The following is a 24,392-nucleotide window of genomic DNA, read 5'->3' on the forward strand; positions in this document are numbered from 1 at the left end:
CAAGTATCATGGTCGGTCCTTTGCCAATCCATTACTCTGGAGCCAAGACTGCACTCGGCAGTCATGGAGGAGTGAAATGAGGAGCAGCAACCCGGTCTTCTCGCGACGGGGCTTCAGCCGCGACAACGGCTACGCCGGCTTCAACACCGCACCGCAGGCCGGGTCCGCACAGGGCAACCCGTACGCGCAGAATCCCTACGCCCAGAACCCGTACGCGCAGGCGGACGTCCAGGCCCCGGCCACCACCGGCCGGATGACCATGGACGACGTCATCGTCCGCTCGGCCCTCACCCTCGGCACGGTCGCCGTCGGCGCCGTCCTCGCCTGGGCGCTGCTGCCGGTCTCCGGCACCAGCTACGGCCTGGCCATCGGTGCCGCGCTGGTCGCGTTCGTCCTGGCCATGGTCCAGAGCTTCAAGCGCACTGCGTCGCCCGCGCTGATCCTCGGCTACGCCGCCTTCGAAGGCGTCTTCCTCGGCGTCTTCAGCGAGATGTTCAACAGCCGCTGGAGCGGAGCCCCGTTCCAGGCGGTGCTCGGCACCATGGCGGTCTCGGGCGCCACCCTGCTGGTCTACAAGGCCGGCTGGATCCGCGTCACCGCCCGCTACGCCCGCATCGGCATGGCCATCGCGATCGCCTTCATGGTCGTCATGGCGATCAACCTGCTGCTGGTCGCGTTCGGCGTCGCCGACGACGGCGGGCTGCGCAGCTTCGGCCCGCTCGGCGCGCTGGTCGGCATCATCGCGATCGTGCTCGGCGCGTTCTTCCTGACGCTGGACTTCAAGCAGATCGAGGACGGCATCGCCTACGGCGCCCCGCGCAGCGAGTCCTGGCTCGCCGCGTTCGGCCTCACCATGACCCTGGTGTGGATCTACGTCGAGATGCTGCGCCTGGTGGCCATCTTCAGCAGCAACGACTAGCGACGGCCGGCGACGGTCACGGAAGCGGCGAAGTGCCCCGGGTGCGTCACCCGGGGCACTTCGGCGTTCAGAGCAGCCTGCGCGCCGCCCTCCTCAGGTCGTACTCGTGCACGATGGCCTTGGCGTGGCCGTACGCCAGGTCGTACTCGTGCCGGAGCCAGCTGACCTTCTCCTCGAAGCGGAACAGGGCCGGGCCTTCTTCTACGGCACGCAGCCAGTCGGACACCTCACGACCGGTGCAGTGCGGGATGCGGGCGAGCAGATTGCGATGGGTCTCCTCGGAGAAGACGTGGGACATCGGCGCCTCCGGACACAAAGGGGATGTAAGCCGGTCCTTCACGTCACCGTGCCTGAGCGTTCGCGTATTGGCAACAGTGCGGCACGTTACGCTCGGCGGGTGGTTGATACGACGCCCTTGACCCAAGCAGTGGATCACTTCGCCGACCGGTTGCGGGCCGCACCGCAGAGCCGCCTCCAGCGCTCGGCCGCGGCGGAGGCGCTGGCGCTGGCCCGGGAGCTGTCCGGGTGGGCCCAGCGGAAGGAATCGCCCGGCGCCGAGCCCCGCGAGATGCCGGACGCCGGGATGTTCGCCGTCGCCGATCAGATCCTGGTGGCCGCCCATGACCTCGCGGTCGTGCTGGACAGCGACGACCAGGTCGCCGAGGCGGTACGCCTGGTGGAGGAGGCACGGCAGCGGGCCGGCGTCTGAGACTCCCGGCCCCCACGCCTACGGGACTACGGGTACTACGGGGGTACTACAGCGACGCGATCACCCGGTCGGCCAGGATGTACACCATGTCCTCGCCGCAGGCGAAGGTCAGCGTGTACGAGCCCGAGACGCCCGAGCCGCCCAGGAGGTACGGCGCCTCGCCCGACTCCAGGGCCGCGGCCAGCCGTTCGGCCGTCTCGCGGTGGCCCGGGGTCATGCACAGCGTGGTGCCGTCGGCGAAGACGTAGACGTCGAGCGTGCCCAGCGGGCCGGGGCGCACATCGGCGAGCCGCACCTGCCCGGCGGCCAGCTCCTCCAGGGCGGCCACCGTGCGCTCGTGGTCGCCCACGGCCGGGGACTGCGCCGGGACGAAGTCCGGGTGCGAGGGGTGCCGGCGGCGGGCGGCGGCCAGCTCCGGGGACTCGCCCCCGGAGAAGTCCTCGGCGTCGAGGGACGGCTCGGACACCGGCTCCAGCGGCTCCAGACCCGCGAAGTCCGCCTGCCGGGGCATGAAGAGATCGCCCTCGGGCAGACCGAACAGCATCGGCGCGTCGGAGGCGTCCCGGGCCTCCTGGGCGGCCCAGAAGGCACGCGCCTCGGCCAGCTCCCGCTCCCGTTCCTCGGCGAGCGCCTCGGCCACGGCCGCCCGTATCCGGTCGGCGTCGGCGGCGGAGCGGGCACCGGGCAGCAGGGCGCGCGCGGTGGCCGCCTGGTCGTCGGCGAGCTGCCGCTGCAACTCGGTGAGCTGGCGGCGCAGCTTCAGGACGGTGCGCAGGACGGCGACGCCCACGGCGCCGGTGGCTGCCGTGGTGAGCAGCAGGGCGATCGGCATGGCGCTCACTGACGTACTCCCGGTTCAAAGTCGACCCCCGACTTCCTACATCAGCTTGAAGGGCGGACTAACCAGCTGTCAGTGCGTAATGTCACGAATCGGACAGGACGTACGCCACGTGGTTTCGCCGCGCGCCAAGCCGATCGCCGCTGACCTGCGACGATGTGCCCGACGAGCGAGATAGGTCACATCCTGGGGGAGATTGGGTCACGGAAAGGCCCAGAACCGTGGGGTTTCCCCGGTTCTGGGCCCTTCTGCGACGTACCGTGCCAGGCCCGCTACGGACCGTGGGACACGGGTCAGCTCAGGCGCTCGATGACCATCGCCATGCCCTGGCCGCCGCCGACGCACATGGTCTCCAGGCCGAACTGCTTGTCGTGCCACTGGAGCGAGTTGATGAGCGTGCCGGTGATCCGGGCGCCGGTCATGCCGAAGGGGTGGCCGACGGCGATGGCGCCGCCGTTGACGTTCAGCTTGTCGAGGTCGATGCCCAGGTCCCGGTAGGAGGGGATCACCTGGGCGGCGAAGGCCTCGTTGATCTCGACCAGGTCGATGTCGTCGATGGTCAGGCCCGCGCGCTTGAGGGCCTGCCTGCTGGCCTCGACCGGGCCGAGGCCCATGATCTCGGGCGAGAGGCCGGAGACACCGGTGGACACGATCCGGGCGAGCGGGGTCAGGCCCAGCTCGCGCGCCTTGGTGTCGGACATGATGACGAGCGCGGCGGCGCCGTCGTTGAGCGGGCAGCAGTTGCCGGCCGTGACGAGTCCGTCGGGGCGGAAGACCGGCTTCAGCCCGGCCACGCCCTCCAGGGTGACGCCGGCGCGCGGGCCGTCGTCCTTGCTGACGACCGTGCCGTCGGGGAGGGTCACCGGGGTGATCTCGCGCTCCCAGAAGCCGTTCTTGATGGCCTGCTCGGCGAGGTTCTGGGAGCGGACGCCGAACTCGTCCATCTCCTGGCGGGTGACGCCCTTCCAGCGGGCGAGGTTCTCGGCGGTCTGGCCCATCGCGATGTACGGGTCGGGCAGCAGGCCGTCCTCGCGCGGGTCGTGCCAGGTCGAGCCCTCCTGCTGCGCGACGGCCTCGGTGCGGGCCTCGGCCTCGGCGAACAGCGGGTTGTGCGTGCCCGGCAGACCGTCGGAGCTGCCCTTGGCGTAGCGGGAGACCATCTCGACGCCGGCCGAGATGAAGACGTCGCCCTCGCCGGCCTTGATGGCGTGCAGGGCCATGCGGGAGGTCTGCAGGGAGGAGGAGCAGTAGCGGGTGATCGTGCAGCCCGGCAGGTGGTCCATGCCCATCTGCACGGCGACGACGCGGCCGAGGTTGTGGCCCTGCTCGCCACCGGGGAGGCCGCAGCCGAGCATCAGGTCGTCGATGTCCCTGGGGTCGAGCTCGGGGATCTTGTCGAGTGCGGCCTGGATGATCGTGGCGGTGAGGTCGTCGGGGCGCAGGTCCTTCAGGGAGCCCTTGTTCGCGCGGCCGATGGGGGAGCGGGCGGTCGAGACGATGACGGCTTCGGGCATCACGGCTCCAGTGGAAGGGGGTTGGGCAGGGCCGGTTCGGAAGTTACCCGGCCGTATGGTCCAGGTCACCGGTGTCGCGGTGTGACACTGACCGCAGTTTTCTAAGCGCTTGCTTGGCGCCGTGGCCCGGGAAGGGGCCGGCCGGGTCCCGCCAGACCGACGGCGCCGGGTCCCGCTACACCGACGGAGCCGCCGGTTCGGCCTCCGGGACGCGCCGGCGGCGCCTGCGCTTGAGCAGCGCCCACGGCCCGCGCGGCCCCGCCGGCATCGCCGCCGTGACCTCCGTCCCCGCCTCGTCCGCCGCCTCGGCCGCGGCACGGGCGACCGGCAGGAAGCCCTCGCGGCGCGACACGTCCGGCCGTTCCTCCTCCGCCGGCCACAGCCCCAGCGCCGCGCACACCGTCGGCAGGATGGCCATCGCCGCCGTGGCGTACCCCTCCGCCGAGGGGTGGTAGTTGTCCGGCCCGAACAACTCCCGCGGATTCGCCTCGAACTCCGGCCCGAGCAGATCCCCCAGCGACACCGTGCGCCCGCCCTGCGCCACCACCCCGATGGTCTGGGCCGCCGCCAGCTGCCGGGACGCCCGCCGGGCCAGCCACCGCAGCGGCTGCTGCACCGGCTCGATCGTGCCGAGGTCCGGACAGGTGCCGACCACCACCTCCGCGCCGGCCGTGCGCAGCCGCCGGACCGCCGTCGACAGGTGCCGTACCGACTGGGTCGGGGGCATCCGGTGGGTCACGTCGTTCGCCCCGATCATGATCACGCACACGTCGGGGACGGGCCCGGGAGCGGACAGGAGCAGCCCCACCTGACGGTCCAGGTCGTCCGAGCGCGCACCGGTGACCGCCACGTTGCGCAGCTCCACCGGGCGCTCCGCCACCGCCGCCAGCCCCGAGGCCAGCAGCGCGCCCGGTGTCTGGCCCGCCCGGTGCACGCCCTGCCCCGCCGCCGTGGAGTCGCCGAGCACGGCCAGCCGCAGCGGCGGTTCGCCCGGGATCTCGTACCCGTGCCCGTACACGCCGTCGGCCGCCGGCACCCGGCCGCTGAGCCCGTTGCCCAGCTGCCGCCGGGCCAGCCGTACCTCCGCCAGCACCAGTCCGACGACGGCCGCGCCGACCAGACCGGCCCCGCCGCCGCCGTACGCCGCCCCGGCCGCGATGCGCCGGGCCACCCGCGCCCTCGACATGCTCGTCATGCGTCGCCGCCACCTCCTCGTAGCCGTACCCACTCCTTGCCCCGTACGGACCGTGCGTCAATCTCAACGGGGAGTGAACGGCCGCGCTCGCCGCACGGCTGGCCTTAGGCTGGCGACACCACTACGAACACACTTTTTTTGCAGCGACCGGAGACAACGGTGCGATACCACGACTCGATGATCAGCCTCGTCGGCAACACCCCGCTGGTGCGGCTCAACAGCGTCACCAAGGGCATCCGGGCGACCGTCCTGGCCAAGGTGGAGTACTTCAACCCCGGCGGATCCGTGAAGGACCGCATCGCCCTGCGCATGATCGAGGCCGCCGAGCAGAGCGGGGAGCTGAAGCCGGGCGGCACGATCGTCGAGCCGACCAGCGGCAACACCGGCGTCGGCCTTGCCATCGTGGCCCAGCAGAAGGGCTACAAGTGCATCTTCGTCTGCCCGGACAAGGTGAGCACCGACAAGATCAACGTACTGCGCGCCTACGGTGCCGAGGTCGTGGTCTGCCCGACCGCCGTGGCGCCGGAGCACCCGGACTCCTACTACAACGTCTCCGACCGGCTCGTCCGTGAGACCCCGGGCGCCTGGAAGCCCGACCAGTACTCCAACCCCAACAACCCGCTCTCGCACTACCACTCCACCGGTCCCGAGCTGTGGGAGCAGACCGAGGGGAGGATCACCCACTTCGTGGCGGGCGTCGGCACCGGCGGCACCATCTCCGGCACCGGCCGCTACCTGAAGGAGGCCAGCGAGGGCAAGGTCAAGGTCATCGGCGCCGACCCGGAGGGCTCGGTGTACTCCGGCGGCTCGGGCCGGCCCTACCTGGTCGAGGGCGTCGGCGAGGACTTCTGGCCGACCGCCTACGACCGGGAGATCGCGGACGAGATCGTCGCCGTCTCCGACAAGGACTCCTTCCAGATGACCCGCCGGCTGGCCAAGGAGGAGGGCCTGCTCGTGGGCGGCTCCTGCGGCATGGCCGTCGTGGCCGCGCTGAAGGTCGCCGAACGGCTCGGCCCGGACGACGTCGTGGTGGTCCTGCTCCCGGACAGCGGGCGCGGCTACCTCAGCAAGATCTTCAACGACGAGTGGATGGCCGACTACGGCTTCCTGGAGGACGAGGGCCCCAGCGCCCGCGTCGGTGACGTGCTGAGCGACAAGGTTGCCGGTTCCATCCCGTCCCTGGTGCACATGCATCCGGAGGAGACCGTCGGCCAGGCCATCGAGGTGCTGCGCGAGTACGGCGTCTCGCAGATGCCCGTCGTCAAGCCGGGCGCAGGTCACCCGGACGTGATGGCCGCCGAGGTCGTCGGCTCCGTGGTGGAACGGGAGCTGCTCGACGCCCTGTTCAGCAAGCGGGCCTCGCTGGACGACCCGCTGGAGAAGCACATGTGCTCCCCGCTGCCGCAGGTCGGCTCCGGTGAGCCGGTCGGCGACCTGATGCAGGTGCTGGGCGAGGCGGACGCGGCGATCGTCCTGGTCGAGGGCAAGCCGACCGGTGTGGTCAGCCGGCAGGACCTGCTCGCCTTCCTGGCCAAGGGCGGCAACAAGTAGCCGAACCCGGCGCGGTCTGAATGCGCGATACCACGAGAGCCCCCGACCGGGAAGCGGTCGGGGGCTCTCGTGGTCCCTGGAGCACAGGGCAGCGCAGGCGCAGGAGACTCGGGTTCAGACCTGGGAGTGCTTGGCCATCTCCACGAAGGCGGACCAGGCGCGGGCCTGGACGGTGAGCGTCGGACCCTCATTGTGCTTGGTGTCCCCGACGGGGACCACGCCATGGGTCGCGACGAGGTTGGTGGCGACCTTGACGCAGCTGCCGCCGTTGCTGCTGTAGGAGGACGTGAACCACTGCGGTTGCTCGGTCGTCACGGGTAGTCCTTTCGAAGGTCCTGGATCATGGCCACGCTGGCGGCTTGGGATGCCGCTTCGACCTGCAACTGATGGTAGGCCGTCAACGCGCCCACGACGAAGGTGGTTTCGCGGACGAGCTGCCCGCGCTGCGCGGACTCCGCGTAGGCGATCTGCGACCGGTTGGCGAGGGTCAGGATGTTGATGGGCAGATCGAAGGACCGGCGCTCCCCGAGGTCGTACGGGGCCACCTGGAGCACGGTCGACGGCAGCTCGGCGAAGGCGAGGAGCTTGTCCAGTTGCCCCGCCATGACCTTTGGCCCGCCCACGGGCCGCCTGAGGCAGCTCTCGTCCAGTACCACGAAGACGAGCGGAGGCGGTGTGCGCGTCAGTGACGCCTGGCGCTCCGCGAGCTTCGCCAGCCGCTCCTGGGCCTGCTGCTCTGTGATGGCTCCTCGGCGTACGTTGCCTCCCTGGATCGCCGCGGCGTACTCCGGCGTCTGGAGCAGGCCGGGAATAATGCCGACCTCGAAGATGCGGATCTCCGCCGCTTTCAGCTCATGGGGAACGTACTCCCGGAACCCCTCCAGCAGCGACGGGCGGTATATCTCCGCGCACTCGCGCTGAAACAGTTCGCCCGTGCCGAATGCCGCGTCGACACTTGCCGCGAAGCGCGGAGTTGGAGGACGGCGACCCGTTTCCACGGCAGAAATATGCGAGTCGGTGCACCCGCAGCGTTCGGCCAGTTGTTCCTGCGTCCATCCCCGCTCGTCCCTCAGCCTGCGAAGACGGTCACCGAACGCGGCGGCCGCCGACGCTTCGGGGTCCAACTTCCGTCTGTTCAACGGCTTCGACCTCAACTCTCCTAGCAGAACGCGCAAGTTGATGAACTCCCGACCGTAGGTCACGCTGAACCCGTTCGGTAGTCGAAGTGCTACAGAGAGGGACAATCATGCCCGGAGGGCTGAACGAGCCGGCTCTGGTTGACGGCGAGAAGGACCCGGAGGCGCCCGGCGGCGAAGAGATCCCCAAGCTGGGGATCAGGCAGGTGCTGGAGGTGGGGGAGACCACCTTCGCCCTGGCCGAGACCCTGGACAAGGCGGGCATCCGGCTTCCGCAGTTCCACACCCGCCTGGCCCCCGCCGAGGAGCGCCGCTGGGTGGTGCGTCTCGGGGACTGCAACGTGTACCAGGCCCGCGAAATCCTCCATCTCCTCCGGGACGGGCTCACTTTGCGGGAGCGGCACCCGGAGGAGGCGATCAATGGAACATCCGCCAAGGGCAGTTAGGGCACGGGCGCACCTCGAACAGGCCATCATGCGGGCCGGCGCCCTCGTGGACGTGCTGATCGACCCCGCGGGCGGCTTCCTGCTCATCCAGTGCATCGGGATCGAGGCGGCCGAAGAACTGGCGCTCACCATCGAGGCCGGCGCGCAGGCGAGGGTGGTCAGGGGATGACCCCCGTTTTCTTGCGGAAGAGCACTGAACTCGCGCTTGAACTCGCGCTCTGGCCGGACTCCGGCCTTTCCCAGGGAGACACATGCACAAGGACACGGATTTCAAGAACCCCCCTGGCCGGCGCATCGGCGCTCTGGCCATCATCCGGGACGGGGAGGGGTCGGTACTCCTCGTCAAGAAGGCGTACAAGGAGGGGAAGAGCTGGGGACTGCCCGGAGGGGCTGCCCACGCCAACGAGCCTCCCCACGAGGCGTGGGCTCGCGAGATCCGCCAGGAGACGGGCCTCGACCGCACCCCTGGTCGCCTTCTCGCGGTCGACTACGTGCCGTACTCCGAGGTGAGCGGTAGTGCCGAAGGTGTCAACTTCGTGTTCGACGGAGGTACGGCGAAGGACGCGGAAACCCTGCTTCCCGAGTACGAGGGTGAGGAGCCGGAAATCATCGGAATCCAATTCGTCCCTCTGTACAACCTCAGCGACTTCGTCACGCCGCTCACGGAAAAGCGCATTCGCTTCGCCGTGGGGATCCTCGAAGACGACTTCCCCTCGTCGGTCTACCTTGCCGAAGGACGTTCGCTCACGTACGGGTGATTCGGAAGAGCTGCCCCTGTGGGGCGCCCACGGCCTAGGTGGAAGAAGCGGAACGGCTGAGCCGGCTCATCGACTCCCGCCACGGAGGGAAGTGCACGAAGACCTCGAAGGTCCGAGACACCAAGGCTCGCAGCAGAGGAGATCTGAGCGTCCGCCCGGCATCCTGGGCGGCCTTTGTGGCCTACTCGAAGACCCTCGGGTCGGCGCGGGTACGGGGTTCGCGTAAGTGGTACGAGGGTGTCACGTGCGCGCAGCACCCGCTTAACACGCGTCCGGCAGATTGGTGGGCGTCGGCAGGGCGGGATCGGCTCCCCGCCCGGGCCGGCGCCGAACGGCGCCAGGACCTCCGGAGCGGCTCCCGGACCTCCATGGACGCCACGGACGCGCACGTCCGGTCCTGACCGGCCCGCGTCCCTCGCGGGGACCGCCGTCGTCCCGCCCCCCGGCAACGGGGGTGCGGCGGTCCCCGCGACAGTCTTCCCGGCCGGTCAGACGCCGGCCCAACTCCCCAGCAGTGCGAGGCGTTCCTCGGTCTCCGAGCCCCGTTCCGGGGTGTAGACCACGAGGGTCTGGTCGGGCTGGGACGGCACCGTCAGGGTTTCGTACGGCAGGGTCAGCAGGCCCGCGACCGGGTGCCGGACGCGTTTCACGCCGTAGGAGCACTCCCGGACCTCGTGGTCCGCCCACAGCCGGCGGAAGTCCTCGCTTTTCACTGAGAGTTCGCCGATCAGCGCGCACAACTCGGCGTCGTCGGCGTACCGGCCGGCGCCCAGCCGCAGATGGGCCACCGCCGACGAGGCCACCGCCGCCCACTCGGGATACAGCTCGCGGGCGCCCGGGTCGAGGAAGAGCTGCCGGGGCACGCTCCGTTCGGCCTGCGTCATCCGGCCGTAGCCGCTCAGCGCGTCGGCGAGCGCGTTCCAGGCCAGCACGTTCATGCGGTGGTCCACCACGAACGCGGGGCTGCGCTCCATGCCGTCGAGGAGCGCCTGGACGCCGGGGCGGACCCGGGACGCCGCGACGGGACTCGCGCGCCGCCGGGCGGGGCGCGCCACCGCGCGCAGGTACGCGTGCTCGGTGTCGTCCAGCCGCAGCACCCGCGCGACCGCGTCCAGGACGGCGTCGCTGACGTGCGCGCCCCGGCCCTGCTCCAGCCGGATGTAGTAGTCGACGCTCACGCCCGCGAGCTGGGCCACCTCCTCGCGGCGCAGGCCCGGCACGCGGCGCCGCCCGTGCGCGGGCAGCCCCACCTCCTCGGGCCTGATGCGGGCGCGGCGCGAGCGCAGGAAGTCGCCCACCTCTGCTTCGGTACGGTCCCCGTCCATGCGCCGATCGTAGGCGAGTGCCGCCGGTCCGTCCTGGTACTGGCAGACCCAGGAAAAGCGCATCCCTGGGTACGGTCCCCGAACCGGGCGAGGGTGGTGCCGACCGCCGGGGAGCCGCCCCGGACGGCAACCGCCGAGGGAGTACCCATGTCGTACGAGAGCCTGTCCGGCCGTACCGCCGTCGTCACCGGAGCCGCCAGCGGCATCGGCGAGGCCGTCGCCCTCCAGCTGGCCGCCGAGGGCGCCCGGGTGGCGCTGCTCGCCCGCCGCGCGGACCGCCTCGACGCGCTGGTGGACAAGGTCCGGGCGGACGGCGGGCAGGCGCTCGCCGTGGCCGCCGACGTCACCGACGACGCGTCCGTGACGGCCGCCCGGGACCGGATCCACGAGACGTTCGGGGCCGTCGACCTGGTCGTCAACAACGCCGGGGTCATGCTGCCGGGCCCGGTGGAGGAGGGCCGGCTCGAGGAGTGGCAGCGGATGCTGGACACCAACGTCACCGGAGTGCTGCGGGTCGTCCGTGCCTTCACCGCCGACCTGGTCGCCGCCGCGGCGGCGGGACGCACCGCCGACCTGGTGAACGTCTCCTCCGTCGCCGCCCACCTGACCTTCCCCGGCTACGCGGTGTACGGGGCGACCAAGGCGGCCGTCACGCACCTGTCGCAGTCGCTGCGCGCCGAGTTCGGGCCGCGGGACGTCCGGATCACCAACATCGAGCCGGGGCTGACCGACACCGAGCTGAAGACGTTCGTCCACGACCCGGAGCTGTCCGGGCAGCTGGAGGGGATGTTCGAGGAGATCGGCGCGCTGTCGGCGGCGGAGGTGGCGGACGTCGTCGCCTACGCGGCCAGCCGCCCCCGGCACGTCAACCTCCGCCAGATCATGGTGCTGCCGACCCGGCAGGCGTGACACCTTCCGGGGCGGGTCAGTCCCCGGGTCCGGGGCGGTCGTGGCCGGCCGGGGGTTCCCGGTTCAGGCGGACGGACTGGGCCGCGTTGACGCCGATGATGCCGAGCCAGGCGACCACCAGCCCGGACAGCCCGGCCATGCCGCCCGCGATCGCGGACAGCGGGATCGCCAGGACCAGCGTGATCAGCGCGAAGCCGTACCGCTCGGCCCAGGTGCCGGTCGTTCCCGGCCGCCGGGCCGCGCGGGCGTCGGCGAGCTGCCGTTCGGCGAGCTGCCGGCGCACCCGGCGGTCCACCGCGTCGTCGATCCGCCGCTCGACCCGCTCCAGGAAGGAGTCCGCCAGGGCGGAGTCGTACTCGTCGCCCAGCTCCGCGCGGGCCCGCACGGTCGCGTCCAGCTCCCTCCTGAGGTCGGGGTCCTTGCCGAGGCCGGGATCCTGACGGGGGGAGGTCTCCTGCCCGGGGCCGGTGGCGCGCGGATCGCGAGTGTCCATGACGGTCAGCCTAGGAAGCCGTGGGCCCGGTCGCACTGGTGCTGACCCCCGGTTCCGCCGCCGGGACGGCCGCCGGTACGTCCGGCAGCGGGACCCGGCGGGCGACGAGCCGGTACAGCAGCGCCGGCACGACGAGGCCGACGATCCAGGAGATGTCCGCGCCGCCGAGCGGGTCCACCAGCGGGCCGGTGTAGAAGCCGGTGGCGAGGAACGGCAGCTGGGCCAGCAGCCCGGCCGCGTACACCGCGAGGGCGTCCCAGCGCCAGGCGCCGTAGCGGCCGTGCGGGTCGGCGAGGGCCGCGAGGTCGTAGCGCTCCTTGGAGATCAGGTAGTAGTCGACCAGGTTGATCGCCGACCAGGGCGTGAAGAACGTCAGCAGGAACAGCAGGAAGTCCTTGAACGAGGACAGGAAGCCGTCCTTGCCCAGCAGGGCCACCGCGGTGCCCGCCGCCATCACCAGCGCGATGTACGCCACCCGGCCCGCCCGGGACAGCCGCCGCTGCCCGCGGAAGCCGCTCACACCGGTCACCAGCGACATGAAGCCGCCGTAGGTGTTGAGGACGTTGACGGTGAGCTTGCCGAGCGCGATGACGAAGTACAGGAAGGACGCGACCAGACCGGTGCCGCCGAGGCCGACGACATAGCCGACCTGGCTGTCCAGGAAGCTCTCCCCGGCCGTGGCCGCGACCAGCACCCCGAAGGTCATCGACCACTGGGAGCCCAAAGCGGAGCCGGACAGCGTCCACCAGAAGGTCGCCTTCGGGGACGTCGTACGCGGCAGGTAGCGGGAGTAGTCGGCCACGTACGGCCCGAACGCCAGCTGCCAGGACGCCGACAGGGACACCGCCAGCAGGAACACCGGCAGCGAGAAGTGCGCGTCGTGCAGCAGCGCGGAGGTGTCGGCGCGCTCCAGCAGGCGTACGGCGAGGAAGACGAAGGCGAGCGCGCACACCGTGCTCGCCACCCGGCCCAGGGCGTGCACGACCCGGTACCCGGCGGTCGCGATGACCCCCGTGACGACGGCGAAGACGAGGATGCCGGTGGTGTCGTCCGTGTGCGTCAGCTCGCCCACCGCCTGCCCGGCGAGCACGCTGCCGGAGGCGAAGAAGCCGACGTACATCACGACCACCAGCAGCAGCGGGACGACCGCCCCGCGCACCCCGAACTGGGCCCGCGACTGGATCATCTGCGGCAGTCCCAGGCGCGGGCCCTGCGCGGAGTGCAGGGCCATCACCGCGCCGCCGAGCAGATTGCCGAGCAGCAGGCCCACCACCGACCAGACCACGTCACCGCCGAAGACGACCGCGAGGGCGCCGGTGACGACGGCCGTTATCTGGAGGTTCGCCCCCAGCCACAGCGTGAACTGGCCGAAGGCCCTGCCGTGCCGTTCCTCGTCCGGGACGACGTCGATGGAGCGCGGTTCCACGAACTGTGCCATGCGTTCTCCCCACACCGGGCTGTATAACGGTATGCAGCGACACACTGTCTGAATAGGCGGCCGGTGTTTGTCAATGCCCCGGCGCTGTACTCTCCCGGGGCGTCGAGGAGATCTGGAGGGGGAGTACCGCATGAGCGCGAGCGACAGCCCTGCGAACCGGTTGCAGGCGCTCTTCGAGGGCCACCGGCTCACGCCGACCCAGCGCCGCATCGCGCACAGCATGGTGCGCCGCGCCGCCGACGTGCCCTTTCTGTCCAGTGTGGAGCTGGCCGAACTGGCCGGGGTCAGCCAGCCGTCGGTGACCCGGTTCGCCGTCGCCCTCGGCTTCGACGGCTACCCCGCCCTGCGCCGGCACCTGCGCGAGGTCGTCCCGGCCGAACCGGCTCCGGGCGACGGCGCCTACAACGAGTACCAGCAGGCCGTCGAGGCCGAGATCGAGAACCTCAGGCACCTGGCCGAGCTGCTCGCCGACCCGCGTCCGGTGCAGCGGGCCGGCCGCGTCCTCGCCGCCTCCCGGCCGCTGCCGGTGCTCGGCCTGCGCGCCGCCGCCTCCCAGGCCTACGGCTTCGCCTACTTCGCCGCCAAGGTCCACCCGGACGTCCGGCTGCTGCACGAGGGCGGCACGATGATCCAGGACCGGATCGACGCCGCCGTCCGGGCCGGCGCCACCGCCCTGCTGTGCTTCGCGCTGCCCCGGCACCCGCGCGAGGTCGTGGACACCCTCGCCTACGCCAAGGACGCGGGCCTGACCGTGGTCACGGTCGCCGACTCGGCGTTCGCGCCCGTCGCCAAGCACTCCGATCTGCTGCTGCCCGCCGCCGTCGGCACCGGGCTCGCCTTCGACACCGCGTGCGCGCCGATGCTGCTGGGCCGGGTGCTGCTGGAGGCGCTGTGCGACGACCTGCCCGACGCCCAGGCCCGGCTGGAGGAGTTCGACGCCAAGGCGGCGGCCCGGGGTCTGTTCGTGGAGTGAACCGGGTGAGCCGGGTGACCCGGCCCCGCCGCTCTCAGATTCGTCTCACGTTCTGCTATTAGCTTCCCCAGCGAGACACAAGCGCTGTGTGGACACGTGACACGGGAGGCTGACGTGGCGCGCGGAGGACGCGGAGGGCAGGGACTGGCACGGGTGGCCGTCGTCGTACGGGCGGGCGCCGCGCCGCTGTGGTGGCCGGGGCTGGTCGCCGCCGGGCTCGGGGCCCTGCCCGAGGGACTGACCGGGCGGCGGATCGGGGCGCTGGCCGGGGCGGCGCTGTTCCTGCTGGGCGCGGCCGGTGTGCTGCTGGCCCGCCGGGGCCGGTACGCGGCGCTCGCCCGCGGGGCGGTCCGCGCGGGCAAGTACGACGTGCTCCAGGACCGCGCGGTGACCGTGCGCGGCTGGCGCCGGGGGCACCGCTGGTGGCTGCTGCTGGGCTGGGCGCTCGCGCTCGGCTCGGCGTTCGCGGTGCCCGTGGCCGGCGGGCTGCTGCTGGCCGGGCTCGGCGCCGGGCTGTGGCTGAAGGCCGCCTGGATCGGGCGGCTGGAGCGGTCCGCCGAGGCGCTGCTGTGGGTGCGCGTCGACTGGCTCGGCCGGAGCGGCGGCAGCCCGGCGGGCAAGGCCGTCAAGAGCCTGCGGGCCACGGGCATCGCGGCCGGTGACGCGGCCCCGGGCGGGGCCCGCCGCCGCACCCCGGCCCTGGTCTGAGCCGGCGTCAGACCTCCAGCTCCTCCTCGATCCTGCGCAGCTGGTGCCGGGCCATCGCCAGATTGGCCCGGGAGGAGTCCAGGACCAGGTACAGGAACAGTCCGTTGCCGCCCCGGCCCTTGAGCAGGCGGATCAGGTGGTACTGGTCCGTGAGCGTGATCAGGATGTCCTCGATCTCGCCCTTGAGGCCGAGGAGTTCCATCGTGCGCATCTTGGCGCGGACCACGTCGGTGTTGCCGGCGGCGGCCACGTTCAGGTCGAAGCTCGCGCTGTCGCCCATCGTGCCCAGCGCCATCCCGCTGGTGTAGTCGACGAGCGCGGCGCCGGTGGCACCCGCGATGGAGGTGAGGGCCTGCTTCAGGGCGGTGGCGGTGTCGGACATGGGGATCCTCTCAGCTGTCGGTTGCGGTGCGGGACTCGGCGGCCGGGGTGCGCGGCGCGCGGGGGCCCAGGGGGCGTGCGGGAGCGGTGCCGGGGAGCGGGCGTACGGCCTCGGCGGTGTCCAGCAGCTCCCCGACGCGGGCGCCGGCCCGGCGGCCCTCCAGGTGCAGCCGGCCCACGTTGACCCGGTCCTGGGCGAGCAACGTCAGCACGGCGGTGCGGCCGGCCGCGTAGGTGGCGACATAGCCGCGCTCGCCGCGCACCAGCAGCTCCCGCAGGGCCCCGTTCCCGGTGGCGTCGGCGGTCCGTACGGCGACCCCGAGCGCGGCGGCGGTGAGCGCGGCCAGGCCCTCGGGGTCGACGCCGGGGGTGTCGTGGGCGATGACGAGGCCGTCGACGCCGGCCGCGAGGGCGCCGGTGAGCTGCGGTACCCGGGTGCGCAGCCGGTGCAGTTCGGCCAGCACGGTCCGCAGGTCGTCCTCGGTCACCATGAGCTGTCTCCTCTCGGCGGGGCGGTGCCGTTCAAAGCGCCTCCAGCGCATCCCTGAGCCTCTTCAGCAGCGCGATGTCGGGGTCGGTGGTGACCGGGCGGGGCGGTGGTGCGGGCGGCGGGGCGGGGTCCGCCGGTACCGGCGCGATCCAGCCGGCCGCGGTGAGCCGGCGGACGTCGACCAGCGTGTGGAAGGCCTGCCGGCCCAGGTCCCGGGCCAGGTCGGCGGCCGTGCGGACGCCGTCCACCCGGTCCAGGACGGCCCGCTGCCGGGGGGTGACCGACAGGGCGGCGGCGGGGCCGGGTGCCGGGTCGGCGCGGATCAGCGGGGCGCTGTCGGCGGCCGGGTCCGGCCACAGCCGGTGCAGCAGCAGCCGGCGGCGCAACGTCTCGCGCTCCAGCGCGACCACCGGCACCGAGGGCAGCGGGCCGAGCCGGGGCCCGGCGCCGTACCGGAACCGGCCCGGGGTGCCGCTCGGCGCCAGCGCGAAGTACCCGGCGTCGTACAGCGCGTCCAGGTGGCACAGCTCCAGCGCGCCGGTGGGCAGCACCCCGGAGCGCAGCAGCGCTTCCGCCGCCTGCGCGGGGTCCGGGGCCTGTGCGGCGGCGCGCTGCCAGGCGGTGGCCGCGAGGGTGCCGTGGGCCGTGAGGAGCACGCCGAGATCCGGGGCGAGGGGGCTCTCGGCGTGCACCACCCGGCCCTCGGCGAGATACAGCACGCCGTGTTCGCGGACCAGGACGCCGGTGGCCCGCTCCTCGGCGAGCCGGGTCAGCATCGGGGACAGGGCGCGCGCGGCCCGCCTGTCCCGTACCGGCAGGGCCGGCGGAGGGATCCGGACCATGGTCATCCCAGCACCAGCCGGGCGGCCATCTCGCCGAGCCGGATCCGGGCGAGCGCGAGGTTGCCCTCCTCGCGGCCGAGCCACAGGTGCAGGAACACGCTGCTGTCGAAGGAGGTGTCCACGAACCGCAGCAGGTGGTAGCTGTCACCGTTGCTGACGATCAGGTCCTCCACGGGCGGCAGCCCTGCGCGGGCCGTGGCGAAGGTGCCGTGCTCGGCGGCCAGCCGGGCCAGTTCGGCGGCCTCGGCGGCACTCGTCTCGTGGTCCCCGCCGGGGGCCTCCCCGACCGTGCCGAGGGCCAGGCCGCTCGTCCAGTCCACCAGCGCGGCTCCCCGGGCACCGGGCAGCCGCATCGCTTCCAGTAAGCACTCGTCTATTCCGGGCACCGTGGCTTCCTCCCGCCTGGGACTCGGCTGAGTGACGCCGACACTACGCAACGTGTGTGCGGGAGGTGGGGCCTTTGGCATTTTCCGGTGGAACATGCGTCCGACGTACTAGTGTAGGTCAACTGACGTGTGTTCCCCGGCGGTTGGGCCGTCCAGACGACCGGCGGCCGGGGCGCTTCACCGGCTTTCGGGGGCTCGGAGGGTGGTGAGCGCGGGCGCGTGCGCCCCTCCGGAGTCGGCCACCGCCTCGGCGGCGGTCCGGGCCGCCACGCGGGCGCGAAGGCCATGCCCCCGTACCCGTCCGGGGTGTAGCCGTGGATCCCCGGCCGGGCGAGGGGGCGCAGGCGCAGTGGCGGGCGAAGCCGTACGCGCCCGTGTCCGGCGCCACCGCGTGGTCGCCCTGCTCCGGCGGGGGCAGCGCGCGCCCTACGGCGAGCGGGTCGCCCGAGAGGCAGGCCGGCCCCGCGATGTCCTGCGCGGTCTCCGGCCCCGCCTTCGGCCGCCCCCGGCGTCGTACGCGGCGATCTTGAGCGGCCACACGCCCGGCGCGTACACCGTCCGCACCGCGACCCGCACACCCGCGCGCGTCACCGCGATCCGCCGCCCGCCCGCGTCCGGCAGCCCCACCACGGCCGCGTCCGGCCCCGGCAGCCCCTGCCCGACGGCCGCCCGCACCGCCCGGTCCCGCCGCACCGCCCGGTCCCGCCGCACCGCCCGCTCCCGGGCCTCGGCCCCGGGGTCCGGTGTCTCCCGCCGGATATCCGCCATGCCCGGACGGGACCACCCCATGTATTGACTAGCTCTATTCAGACCTACAGGATGTGAATAGCCGTAGGCACAGGAGGAGGCAGAGATGTCGGGACCCCGCCCCGTACGAGCACCGCGAGGCACGGAACTCAGCGCCCTGGGATGGCAGCAGGAAGCCGCCCTGCGCATGCTGCAGAACAACCTCGACCCCGAGGTCGCCGAGCACCCCGACAAGCTCGTCGTCTACGGCGGCACCGGCAAGGCCGCCCGCGACTGGCGCTCCTTCGACGCCATGGTCCGCACCCTGAGGACCCTCAAGCAGGACGAGACCATGCTGGTCCAGTCCGGCCGCCCGGTCGGCGTGATGCAGACCCACGAGTGGGCCCCCCGCGTCCTCATCGCCAACTCCAACCTCGTCGGCGACTGGGCCAACTGGGAGGAGTTCCGCCGCCTGGAGGCCCTCGGCCTGACCATGTACGGCCAGATGACCGCCGGCTCCTGGATCTACATCGGCACCCAGGGCATCCTCCAGGGCACCTACGAGACCTTCGCCGCCGTCGCCGCGAAGAAGTTCGGCGGCACGCTCGCCGGGACCATCACGCTGACCGCCGGCCTCGGCGGCATGGGCGGCGCCCAGCCGCTCGCCGTCACCATGAACGACGGCGTCGCCATCTGCGTCGACTGCGACCCGCGCGCCATCGAGCGCCGCATCGAGCACCGCTACCTCGACGTGCGGGCCGACTCCCTCGACCACGCGCTCCAGCTGGCGGTGGAGGCCCGCGACGCCCGCCGCCCGCTGTCCATCGGCGTCCTCGGCAACGCGGCCGACCTGGTCCCGCGGCTGCTCGCCATGAACGCCCCCATCGACATCGTCACTGACCAGACCTCCGCCCACGACCCGCTGTCGTACCTCCCGGCCGGCGTGGCCTTCGAGGACATGGCCGCCGAGGCGGCGAAGGACCCGGCCGGCTTCACCACCCGCGCCCGCGAGTCCATGGCCCGGCACGTGGAGGCCATGGTCGGCTTCCTGGACGCCGGCGCCGAGGTCTTCGACTACGGCAACTCCATCCGGGGCGAGGCCAAGCTCGCCGGCTACGACCGGGCGTTCGCCTTCCCCGGCTTCGTCCCCGCCTACATCCGCCCGCTGTTCTGCGAGGGCAAGGGCCCCTTCCGCTGGGCCGCGCTGTCCGGCGACCCGGCCGACATCGCCAAGACCGACAAGGCGATCCTGGACCTGTTCCCGGAGAACGAGTCCCTGGCCCGCTGGATCAGGATGGCCGGCGAGCGGGTCCACTTCCAGGGCCTGCCCGCGCGTATCTGCTGGCTCGGCTACGGCGAGCGGGACAAGGCCGGCGAGCGGTTCAACGACATGGTCGCGAGCGGGGAACTGGCCGCGCCGCTGGCCATCGGGCGCGACCACCTGGACTGCGGGTCGGTCGCCTCTCCGTACCGCGAGACCGAGGCCATGCTCGACGGCTCCGACGCGATCGCCGACTGGCCGCTGCTGAACGCCATGGTCAACGTGGCCTCCGGCGCGTCCTGGGTGTCCCTCCACCACGGCGGCGGTGTGGGGATGGGGCGGTCCATCCACGCCGGCCAGGTGACGGTGGCCGACGGTACGAAGCTGGGCGGCGAGAAGATCCGGCGCGTCCTCACCAACGACCCCGGCATGGGCGTCATCCGGCACGTGGACGCCGGGTACGACATCGCCGAGTCCGTCGCGGGGGAGCGAGGGGTGCGGGTGCCCATGCGTGAGGGTGACGGCGCGTGACGGTCGGTGAGGCGGGGCACGGCGGCTCTCCGGAGGGGGCCGGTCCCTCGTCGCCGTCCGCCGGTGCGGGAACCGCCCCGCCGGCGGCCGGCGCCTCCTTCCACGAGATGTGGCGTGAGCTGCTCCCCATCGGCCGGCACGCCGGCTCCGGCGGCTACCGGCGCTACGCCTGGACCGGGGCCGACGCCGAGTGCCGGGAATGGTTCCGGGAACAGGCCGAGGCGCGCGGGCTGGCCTACGAGGTCGACCGCAACGGCAACCAGTGGGCCTGGCTGGGGGACCCGGCCGCCGGGGACGCCGTCGTCACCGGCTCGCACCTGGACTCCGTGCCGGACGGCGGGGCCTTCGACGGGCCCCTCGGCGTGGTCTCCTCCTTCGCCGCGCTGGACGAACTGCGCGGCCGGGGCACGCGGTTCACCAGGCCGCTCGCCCTCGTCAACTTCGGCGACGAGGAGGGGGCCCGGTTCGGGCTCGCCTGTGTCGGGTCGCGGCTGACCGCCGGGCGGCTGACCGCCGAGCAGGCGCACCGGCTCACCGATGGCGACGGGGTCGCCCTGCCCCGGGCCATGGAGGCCGCCGGGTACGACCCCGAGGCCATCGGGCCCGACCCCGAACGGCTGGCCCGGATCGGCGCCTTCGTGGAGCTGCACGTCGAACAGGGGCGGGCGCTGGACCTGTCCGGCGACCGGGTGGGCGTCGCCAGCGCCATCTGGCCGCACGGACGCTGGCGGTTCGACTTCCGGGGAGAGGCCAACCACGCCGGCACCACCCGGCTCGTGGACCGCCGCGACCCCATGCTGTCGTACGCCCAGACCGTGCTCGCCGCCCGCCGCGAGGCCGAACTCGCCGGTGCCGTCGCCACCTTCGGCAAGGTCGCGGTGGAACCGAACGGCGTCAACGCGATCCCCTCGCTGGTGCGCGGCTGGCTCGACTCCCGCGCCGCCGACCAGGAGACCCTGGACGAGGTCGTCGGGGGAGTGGAGAAGGCCGCGCGCGAGTACGCCACCGCGCACGGCGTCGACCTCGACGTCGTCCGGGAGTCCTTCACCCCGGTCGTCGAGTTCGACCACGCCCTGCGGGACGAACTCGCCCGGATCCTCGGCAAGGACACCGGGCTGACCGTGCCCGTCCTCGGGACCGGAGCGGGACACGACGCCGGAATCCTGTCCGGGAGCGTCCCGACCGCCATGCTGTTCGTGCGCAACCCCACCGGTGTCTCGCACTCCCCGGCCGAGTTCGCCGCCGAGGACGACTGCGTGGCCGGGGTGCGCGCACTCGCCGACGTACTGGAAGGGCTGGCCTGCCGGTGACCAAGGGAACCTACTGGCTGGAGCACGCCTGGCTCGGCGACCGCGTCGAACCGGGCGTGGCCGTCGACGTGGCCGATGGACGCATCCGCGCCGTGCGCACGGACGTGACCGCGCCGCCCCCGGGCGCCGAGGTGCTGCGCGGGCTGACCCTGCCGGGGCTCGCCAACGCCCACAGCCACGCCTTCCACCGGGCCCTGCGCGGCGTGGTCCAGGTCGGCTCCGGGACCTTCTGGACCTGGCGCGAGGTGATGTACTCCGTCGCCGGCCGGCTGACCCCGGACGGCTACCACGCCCTGGCCCGCGCGGTGTACGCCGAGATGGCCCTGGCCGGCATCACCTGCGTCGGCGAGTTCCACTACGTGCACCACGCCCCCGGCGGCACCCGCTACACCGACCCCAACGCCATGGGCGAGGCGCTGATCGAGGCCGCCGCCGAGGCCGGCATCCGGATCACCCTGCTGGACACCTGCTACCTGTCCGCCGGCTTCGGGGAGCCGCCGGACGCCCACCAGCTGCGCTTCTCCGACGGCAGCGCGGCGGACTGGGCCGAACGCTGTGCGGTTCTCAAGGAACGGGATCACGCACGGATCGGAGCGGCGATCCACTCCGTACGGGCCGTGCCCGCCGGGCAGTTGGCGACCGTCGCCCAGTGGGCCGAGGAGCGGCGGGCCCCGCTGCACGTGCACCTGTCGGAGCAGCCCGCCGAGAACGAGGCCTGCCTCGCCGCGCACGGCCGCACCCCCGCCCGGCTGCTCGCCGACCACGGCGTCCTCGGGCCGCGCACCACCGGCGTGCACAACACCCACCTCACCGAGGAGGACATCGCCCTGCTCGGCGGCTCGGGCACCGGCACCTGCATGTGCCCCACCACCGAACGGGACCTGGCCGACGGCATCGGCCCGGCCGTCGCCCTCCAGCGGGCCGGCTCCCCGCTCAGTCTCGGCTCCGACAGCCACGCCGTGATCGACCTGCTCGAAGAGGCGCGCGCCATGGAGCTGAACGAGCGGCTGCGCACCCGCACCCGGGGCCACTGGACGGCCGCCGCCCTGCTGCGGGCCGCCACCGCCGACGGCCACGCCGCCCTGGGCTGGGACGAGGCCGGCACCATCGAGCCCGGCGCGCTCGCCGACCTGACGACGATCGCCCTGGACTCGGTCAGGACGGCCGGGCCACTGCCCCGGCTGGGCGCCGAGACGGCCGTATTCGCGGCGAGCGCGGCGGACGTACGGCACACGGTCGTGGGCGGCCGGCAGATCGTGCGCGACGGGGCGCACACGCTCGTCCCCGATGTGCCGCGAGCCCTGGCGCGGGCCGTCGAAGCCCTCCGCGCCTGACGACCACCCACGAGGACACCATGAGCAGCAGCACCGTCATCACCAACATCGCCACGCTGGTCACCAACGACCCCTCCCTCGGAGGGGGGTCCCCCCTCGGTCTGGTCCGGGACGCGGCCGTCGTCATCGACGGCGACCGGGTCGTGTGGACCGGTGAGTCAAGCAAAGCACCCGCCACCGACAACCGGGTCGACGCGGGCGGCCGGGCGGTGCTGCCGGGCTTCGTGGACTCCCACTCCCACCTGGTCTTCGCCGGTGACCGGACACAGGAGTTCAACGCCCGCATGTCCGGCCGCCCCTACTCCGCGGGCGGCATCCGCACCACGGTCGCGGCCACCCGCGCCGCGAGCGACGCGGAGCTGGAGGCGAACCTCACCCGTTACCTCGCCGAGGCCCTGCGCCAGGGCACGACCACGTTCGAGACCAAGTCGGGCTACGGCCTCACGGTCGAGGACGAGGCCCGCGCCCTGCGCCTGGCCGCCCGGCACACCGAGGAGGTGACGTACCTCGGCGCGCACGTCGTCAGCCCCGACTACGCCGACGACCCGGCGGCCTATGTCGCCCTGGTCACCGGCGAGATGCTGGACGCCTGCGCGCCGCACGCCCGCTGGATCGACGTGTTCTGCGAGAAGGGCGCCTTCGACGGCGACCAGGCCCGTGCCGTCCTCACGGCGGGCAAGGCGAAGGGCCTGCATCCGCGCGTCCACGCCAACCAGCTCGGCCACGGCCCCGGCGTGCAGCTGGCCGTGGAACTGGACGCGGCCAGCGCCGACCACTGCACCCACCTGACGGACGCGGACGTGGACGCCCTGGCGCACAGCCGCACGGTCGCCACCCTGCTGCCCGGCGCCGAGTTCTCCACCCGCGCCGCATGGCCGGACGCCCGCCGCCTGCTGGACGCGGGCGTGACCGTCGCCCTGTCCACCGACTGCAACCCGGGCTCGTCCTTCACCTCGTCCGTGCCCTTCTGCATCGCCCTGGCCGTCCGGGACATGGGGATGACCCCGGACGAGGCGGTGTGGTCGGCGACGGCGGGCGGCGCCGCCGCCCTGCGCCGCACCGACATCGGCCGGCTCGCCCCGGGCGCCCGCGCGGACCTGCTCCTGCTCGACGCCCCGAGCCATGTCCACCTGGCCTACCGCCCGGGCGTGCCGCTGGTCGCCGGGGTGTGGCGCGCGGGCGTACGCGTCGTCTGACCGGCCACCGGCCGGCCCGGCCCGCGTCCGAGGACCCATGGGCGGTCCGGCCCCTCCGGCCGGACCGCTCACCGCGGCGCGCGACGTGCCGCGCGGGTCACTCCTCCACGGTCAGCCCCTTGCGCAGCCGTACCAGCGTGCGCGACAGCAGCCGGGACACGTGCATCTGGGAGATGCCCAGTTCCTCACCGATCTCGGACTGGGTCATGTTCGCCACGAAGCGCAGGGAGAGGATCTTGCGGTCCCGGGACGGGAGCGAGGCGATCAAAGGCTTGAGGGACTCGATGTACTCGATGCCTTCCAGGCCGTGGTCCTCGTAGCCGATGCGGTCCGCGAGCGCGCCCTCGGAGTCGTCCTCCTCGGGCTGGGCGTCCAGCGAGGAGGCGGTGTAGGCGTTCGAGGCGGCCATGCCCTCGACGACCTCCTCGCTGGAGATGCCGAGGCGTTCGGCGAGTTCCGCGACGGTGGGCGCGCGGTCCAGCTGCTGCGCCAGCTCGTCGCCCGCCTTGGCGAGGTCCAGGCGCAGCTCCTGGAGGCGGCGCGGGACCCGCACGGACCACGAGGTGTCCCGGAAGAACCGCTTGATCTCGCCGATGATGGTGGGCATCGCGAAAGTGGGGAACTCGACACCGCGGGAGAGTTCGAAGCGGTCGATGGCTTTGATCAGGCCGATGGTGCCGACCTGGATGATGTCCTCCATCGGCTCGCTGCGGGAGCGGAAGCGGGAGGCGGCGAACTTGACGAGCGCGAGGTTGAGCTCGACCAGGGTGTTGCGGACGTACGCGTGTTCGTGCGTCCCTTCCTCCAGCGACTCCAGCCGCTCGAAGAGGGTCTTGGACAGGGCCCGCGCGTCGACCGGGCCGATCTCGTCGTAAGGGGGGATCTCCGGGAGTCCCTCGAGGAGGTCGAGGGGATCGATGGGATGATCCAGCTGTACCGGTGGGGGTGTCGACGTCGCGATCGGGGTAGGCGATGCGTCGAGCCGGGCTGACATGGGTGTCCTCCATCGTTCTCGGCATATGG

General features: G+C 72.6%; 27 protein-coding genes and 1 pseudogene. 13 read left to right on the top strand and 15 right to left on the bottom strand.

Annotated features, from left to right (window positions below; genetic code table 11):
• Nucleotides 1-76: 76 nt before the first annotated feature.
• Complete coding sequence (locus IH25_RS0126425; protein WP_030615553.1) at nt 77-919, top strand: Bax inhibitor-1/YccA family protein; 843 nt, start codon at nt 77-79, stop codon at nt 917-919.
• A gap of 67 nt (nt 920-986) precedes the next feature.
• Here IH25_RS0126425 and IH25_RS0126430 read toward each other — a convergent pair whose 3' ends face one another.
• Nucleotides 987-1,217, bottom strand: a complete 231-nt coding sequence (locus tag IH25_RS0126430; RefSeq protein ID WP_030615555.1) for a DUF4287 domain-containing protein — start codon at nt 1,215-1,217, stop codon at nt 987-989.
• Nucleotides 1,218-1,316: 99 nt separating this feature from the next.
• Here IH25_RS0126430 and IH25_RS0126435 point away from each other — a divergent pair, with 99 nt between their 5' ends.
• Nucleotides 1,317-1,628 carry a hypothetical protein gene (locus tag IH25_RS0126435; protein ID WP_078844423.1) on the top strand — a complete coding sequence of 104 codons (312 nt, stop codon included), beginning with the start codon at nt 1,317-1,319 and terminating at the stop codon, nt 1,626-1,628.
• Nucleotides 1,629-1,674: 46 nt separating this feature from the next.
• Here IH25_RS0126435 and IH25_RS0126440 read toward each other — a convergent pair whose 3' ends face one another.
• The 3 genes from IH25_RS0126440 to IH25_RS0126450 all read right to left on the bottom strand — a co-directional run bounded on the left by IH25_RS0126440 (nt 1,675) and on the right by IH25_RS0126450 (nt 5,175).
• The gene (locus IH25_RS0126440) at nt 1,675-2,469 is read right to left on the bottom strand and encodes a hypothetical protein (RefSeq protein WP_030615559.1); all 795 of its coding nucleotides are present in this window, start codon (nt 2,467-2,469) and stop codon (nt 1,675-1,677) included.
• Between the two features lie 290 nt (nt 2,470-2,759).
• Nucleotides 2,760-3,980 carry an acetyl-CoA C-acetyltransferase gene (locus IH25_RS0126445; RefSeq protein ID WP_030615561.1) on the bottom strand — a complete coding sequence of 407 codons (1,221 nt, stop codon included), beginning with the start codon at nt 3,978-3,980 and terminating at the stop codon, nt 2,760-2,762.
• Between the two features lie 175 nt (nt 3,981-4,155).
• Nucleotides 4,156-5,175, bottom strand: coding sequence for an SGNH/GDSL hydrolase family protein (locus IH25_RS0126450; protein ID WP_030615562.1), 1,020 nt, complete (start codon nt 5,173-5,175; stop codon nt 4,156-4,158).
• Nucleotides 5,176-5,334: 159 nt separating this feature from the next.
• On the opposite strand from IH25_RS0126450, the gene IH25_RS0126455 reads away from it, so the two are divergent.
• Nucleotides 5,335-6,726, top strand: coding sequence for a cystathionine beta-synthase (locus IH25_RS0126455; RefSeq protein WP_030615564.1), 1,392 nt, complete (start codon nt 5,335-5,337; stop codon nt 6,724-6,726).
• Between the two features lie 114 nt (nt 6,727-6,840).
• On the opposite strand, the gene IH25_RS0126460 is transcribed toward IH25_RS0126455, so the two are convergent.
• Both IH25_RS0126460 and IH25_RS0126465 read right to left on the bottom strand, forming a co-directional pair.
• Nucleotides 6,841-7,041: a DUF397 domain-containing protein gene (locus IH25_RS0126460; protein ID WP_030615566.1), complete on the bottom strand. Its 201-nt coding sequence runs from the start codon at nt 7,039-7,041 to the stop codon at nt 6,841-6,843.
• Nucleotides 7,038-7,865 (bottom strand): helix-turn-helix domain-containing protein, encoded by an 828-nt coding sequence (locus IH25_RS0126465; RefSeq protein WP_030615569.1) that lies wholly within the window; start codon nt 7,863-7,865, stop codon nt 7,038-7,040. Before IH25_RS0126465 ends, IH25_RS0126460 begins: the two co-directional genes overlap by 4 nt.
• 107 nt (nt 7,866-7,972) lie before the next feature.
• Between IH25_RS0126465 and IH25_RS0126470 the strand changes: the two genes are divergently transcribed.
• The 3 genes from IH25_RS0126470 to IH25_RS0126480 all read left to right on the top strand — a co-directional run bounded on the left by IH25_RS0126470 (nt 7,973) and on the right by IH25_RS0126480 (nt 9,066).
• On the top strand, nt 7,973-8,308 hold the full coding sequence (locus tag IH25_RS0126470) for a hypothetical protein (protein WP_030615572.1): 336 nt from the start codon (nt 7,973-7,975) through the stop codon (nt 8,306-8,308).
• Nucleotides 8,309-8,354: 46 nt separating this feature from the next.
• Entirely contained in the window at nt 8,355-8,477 is a 123-nt protein-coding gene (locus IH25_RS42875; protein ID WP_280842531.1) for a hypothetical protein, read from the top strand.
• An 82-nt stretch (nt 8,478-8,559) separates the two neighbouring features.
• Nucleotides 8,560-9,066 (top strand): NUDIX domain-containing protein, encoded by a 507-nt coding sequence (locus IH25_RS0126480; RefSeq protein ID WP_051754124.1) that lies wholly within the window; start codon nt 8,560-8,562, stop codon nt 9,064-9,066.
• Between the two features lie 488 nt (nt 9,067-9,554).
• Here the strand turns inward: IH25_RS0126480 and IH25_RS0126485 are convergent, their stop codons facing one another.
• Nucleotides 9,555-10,391, bottom strand: coding sequence for a helix-turn-helix transcriptional regulator (locus IH25_RS0126485; RefSeq protein WP_030615579.1), 837 nt, complete (start codon nt 10,389-10,391; stop codon nt 9,555-9,557).
• Nucleotides 10,392-10,538: 147 nt separating this feature from the next.
• Here IH25_RS0126485 and IH25_RS0126490 point away from each other — a divergent pair, with 147 nt between their 5' ends.
• A complete protein-coding gene (locus IH25_RS0126490) occupies nt 10,539-11,300 on the top strand; it encodes an SDR family oxidoreductase (RefSeq protein WP_030615582.1) in 762 nt (253 codons plus the stop codon).
• Nucleotides 11,301-11,316: 16 nt separating this feature from the next.
• Here IH25_RS0126490 and IH25_RS0126495 read toward each other — a convergent pair whose 3' ends face one another.
• Both IH25_RS0126495 and IH25_RS0126500 read right to left on the bottom strand, forming a co-directional pair.
• The gene (locus IH25_RS0126495; RefSeq protein ID WP_051754125.1) at nt 11,317-11,793 is read right to left on the bottom strand and encodes a hypothetical protein; all 477 of its coding nucleotides are present in this window, start codon (nt 11,791-11,793) and stop codon (nt 11,317-11,319) included.
• Between the two features lie 10 nt (nt 11,794-11,803).
• Nucleotides 11,804-13,231, bottom strand: coding sequence for a purine-cytosine permease family protein (locus tag IH25_RS0126500; protein ID WP_030615588.1), 1,428 nt, complete (start codon nt 13,229-13,231; stop codon nt 11,804-11,806).
• A gap of 130 nt (nt 13,232-13,361) precedes the next feature.
• Here IH25_RS0126500 and IH25_RS0126505 point away from each other — a divergent pair, with 130 nt between their 5' ends.
• Together IH25_RS0126505 and IH25_RS0126510 are read left to right on the top strand one after the other, a co-directional pair.
• Nucleotides 13,362-14,204, top strand: coding sequence for a MurR/RpiR family transcriptional regulator (locus IH25_RS0126505; RefSeq protein ID WP_030615590.1), 843 nt, complete (start codon nt 13,362-13,364; stop codon nt 14,202-14,204).
• 153 nt (nt 14,205-14,357) lie between these two features.
• The gene (locus IH25_RS0126510) at nt 14,358-14,912 is read left to right on the top strand and encodes a hypothetical protein (protein WP_030615593.1); all 555 of its coding nucleotides are present in this window, start codon (nt 14,358-14,360) and stop codon (nt 14,910-14,912) included.
• A gap of 7 nt (nt 14,913-14,919) precedes the next feature.
• On the opposite strand, the gene IH25_RS0126515 is transcribed toward IH25_RS0126510, so the two are convergent.
• From IH25_RS0126515 to IH25_RS42515, 5 genes and pseudogenes are all read right to left on the bottom strand, one after another.
• The gene (locus IH25_RS0126515) at nt 14,920-15,294 is read right to left on the bottom strand and encodes a roadblock/LC7 domain-containing protein (protein WP_030615596.1); all 375 of its coding nucleotides are present in this window, start codon (nt 15,292-15,294) and stop codon (nt 14,920-14,922) included.
• A gap of 10 nt (nt 15,295-15,304) precedes the next feature.
• Nucleotides 15,305-15,784 (bottom strand): roadblock/LC7 domain-containing protein, encoded by a 480-nt coding sequence (locus tag IH25_RS0126520; RefSeq protein ID WP_030615598.1) that lies wholly within the window; start codon nt 15,782-15,784, stop codon nt 15,305-15,307.
• Between the two features lie 31 nt (nt 15,785-15,815).
• Entirely contained in the window at nt 15,816-16,631 is an 816-nt protein-coding gene (locus IH25_RS0126525) for a hypothetical protein (protein WP_030615601.1), read from the bottom strand.
• Nucleotides 16,628-17,011 carry a hypothetical protein gene (locus IH25_RS0126530; RefSeq protein WP_078844425.1) on the bottom strand — a complete coding sequence of 128 codons (384 nt, stop codon included), beginning with the start codon at nt 17,009-17,011 and terminating at the stop codon, nt 16,628-16,630. The genes IH25_RS0126525 and IH25_RS0126530 overlap by 4 nt, the downstream gene beginning before the upstream one ends.
• A gap of 177 nt (nt 17,012-17,188) precedes the next feature.
• A pseudogene (locus IH25_RS42515) lies at nt 17,189-17,623 on the bottom strand (diaminopimelate decarboxylase); the annotation flags it as partial.
• Between the two features lie 241 nt (nt 17,624-17,864).
• Between IH25_RS42515 and hutU the strand changes: the two are divergent.
• The 4 genes from hutU (at nt 17,865) to hutI (ending at nt 23,369) form a co-directional block, all read left to right on the top strand.
• Nucleotides 17,865-19,529 (top strand): urocanate hydratase, encoded by a 1,665-nt coding sequence (hutU, locus tag IH25_RS0126540; protein ID WP_030615610.1) that lies wholly within the window; start codon nt 17,865-17,867, stop codon nt 19,527-19,529.
• A 107-nt stretch (nt 19,530-19,636) separates the two neighbouring features.
• Complete coding sequence (locus IH25_RS0126545) at nt 19,637-20,839, top strand: allantoate amidohydrolase (protein WP_030615613.1); 1,203 nt, start codon at nt 19,637-19,639, stop codon at nt 20,837-20,839.
• Entirely contained in the window at nt 20,836-22,173 is a 1,338-nt protein-coding gene (locus IH25_RS0126550; RefSeq protein ID WP_030615618.1) for a formimidoylglutamate deiminase, read from the top strand. Before IH25_RS0126545 ends, IH25_RS0126550 begins: the two co-directional genes overlap by 4 nt.
• 20 nt (nt 22,174-22,193) lie before the next feature.
• Nucleotides 22,194-23,369: an imidazolonepropionase gene (gene hutI / locus IH25_RS0126555; RefSeq protein ID WP_030615621.1), complete on the top strand. Its 1,176-nt coding sequence runs from the start codon at nt 22,194-22,196 to the stop codon at nt 23,367-23,369.
• A gap of 97 nt (nt 23,370-23,466) precedes the next feature.
• Here hutI and IH25_RS0126560 read toward each other — a convergent pair whose 3' ends face one another.
• Complete coding sequence (locus IH25_RS0126560; protein ID WP_030615624.1) at nt 23,467-24,363, bottom strand: RNA polymerase sigma factor SigF; 897 nt, start codon at nt 24,361-24,363, stop codon at nt 23,467-23,469.
• Nucleotides 24,364-24,392 lie beyond the last annotated feature (29 nt).

The organism is Streptomyces achromogenes subsp. achromogenes (assembly GCF_000720835.1).
GTDB lineage: Bacteria > Actinomycetota > Actinomycetes > Streptomycetales > Streptomycetaceae > Streptomyces > Streptomyces achromogenes.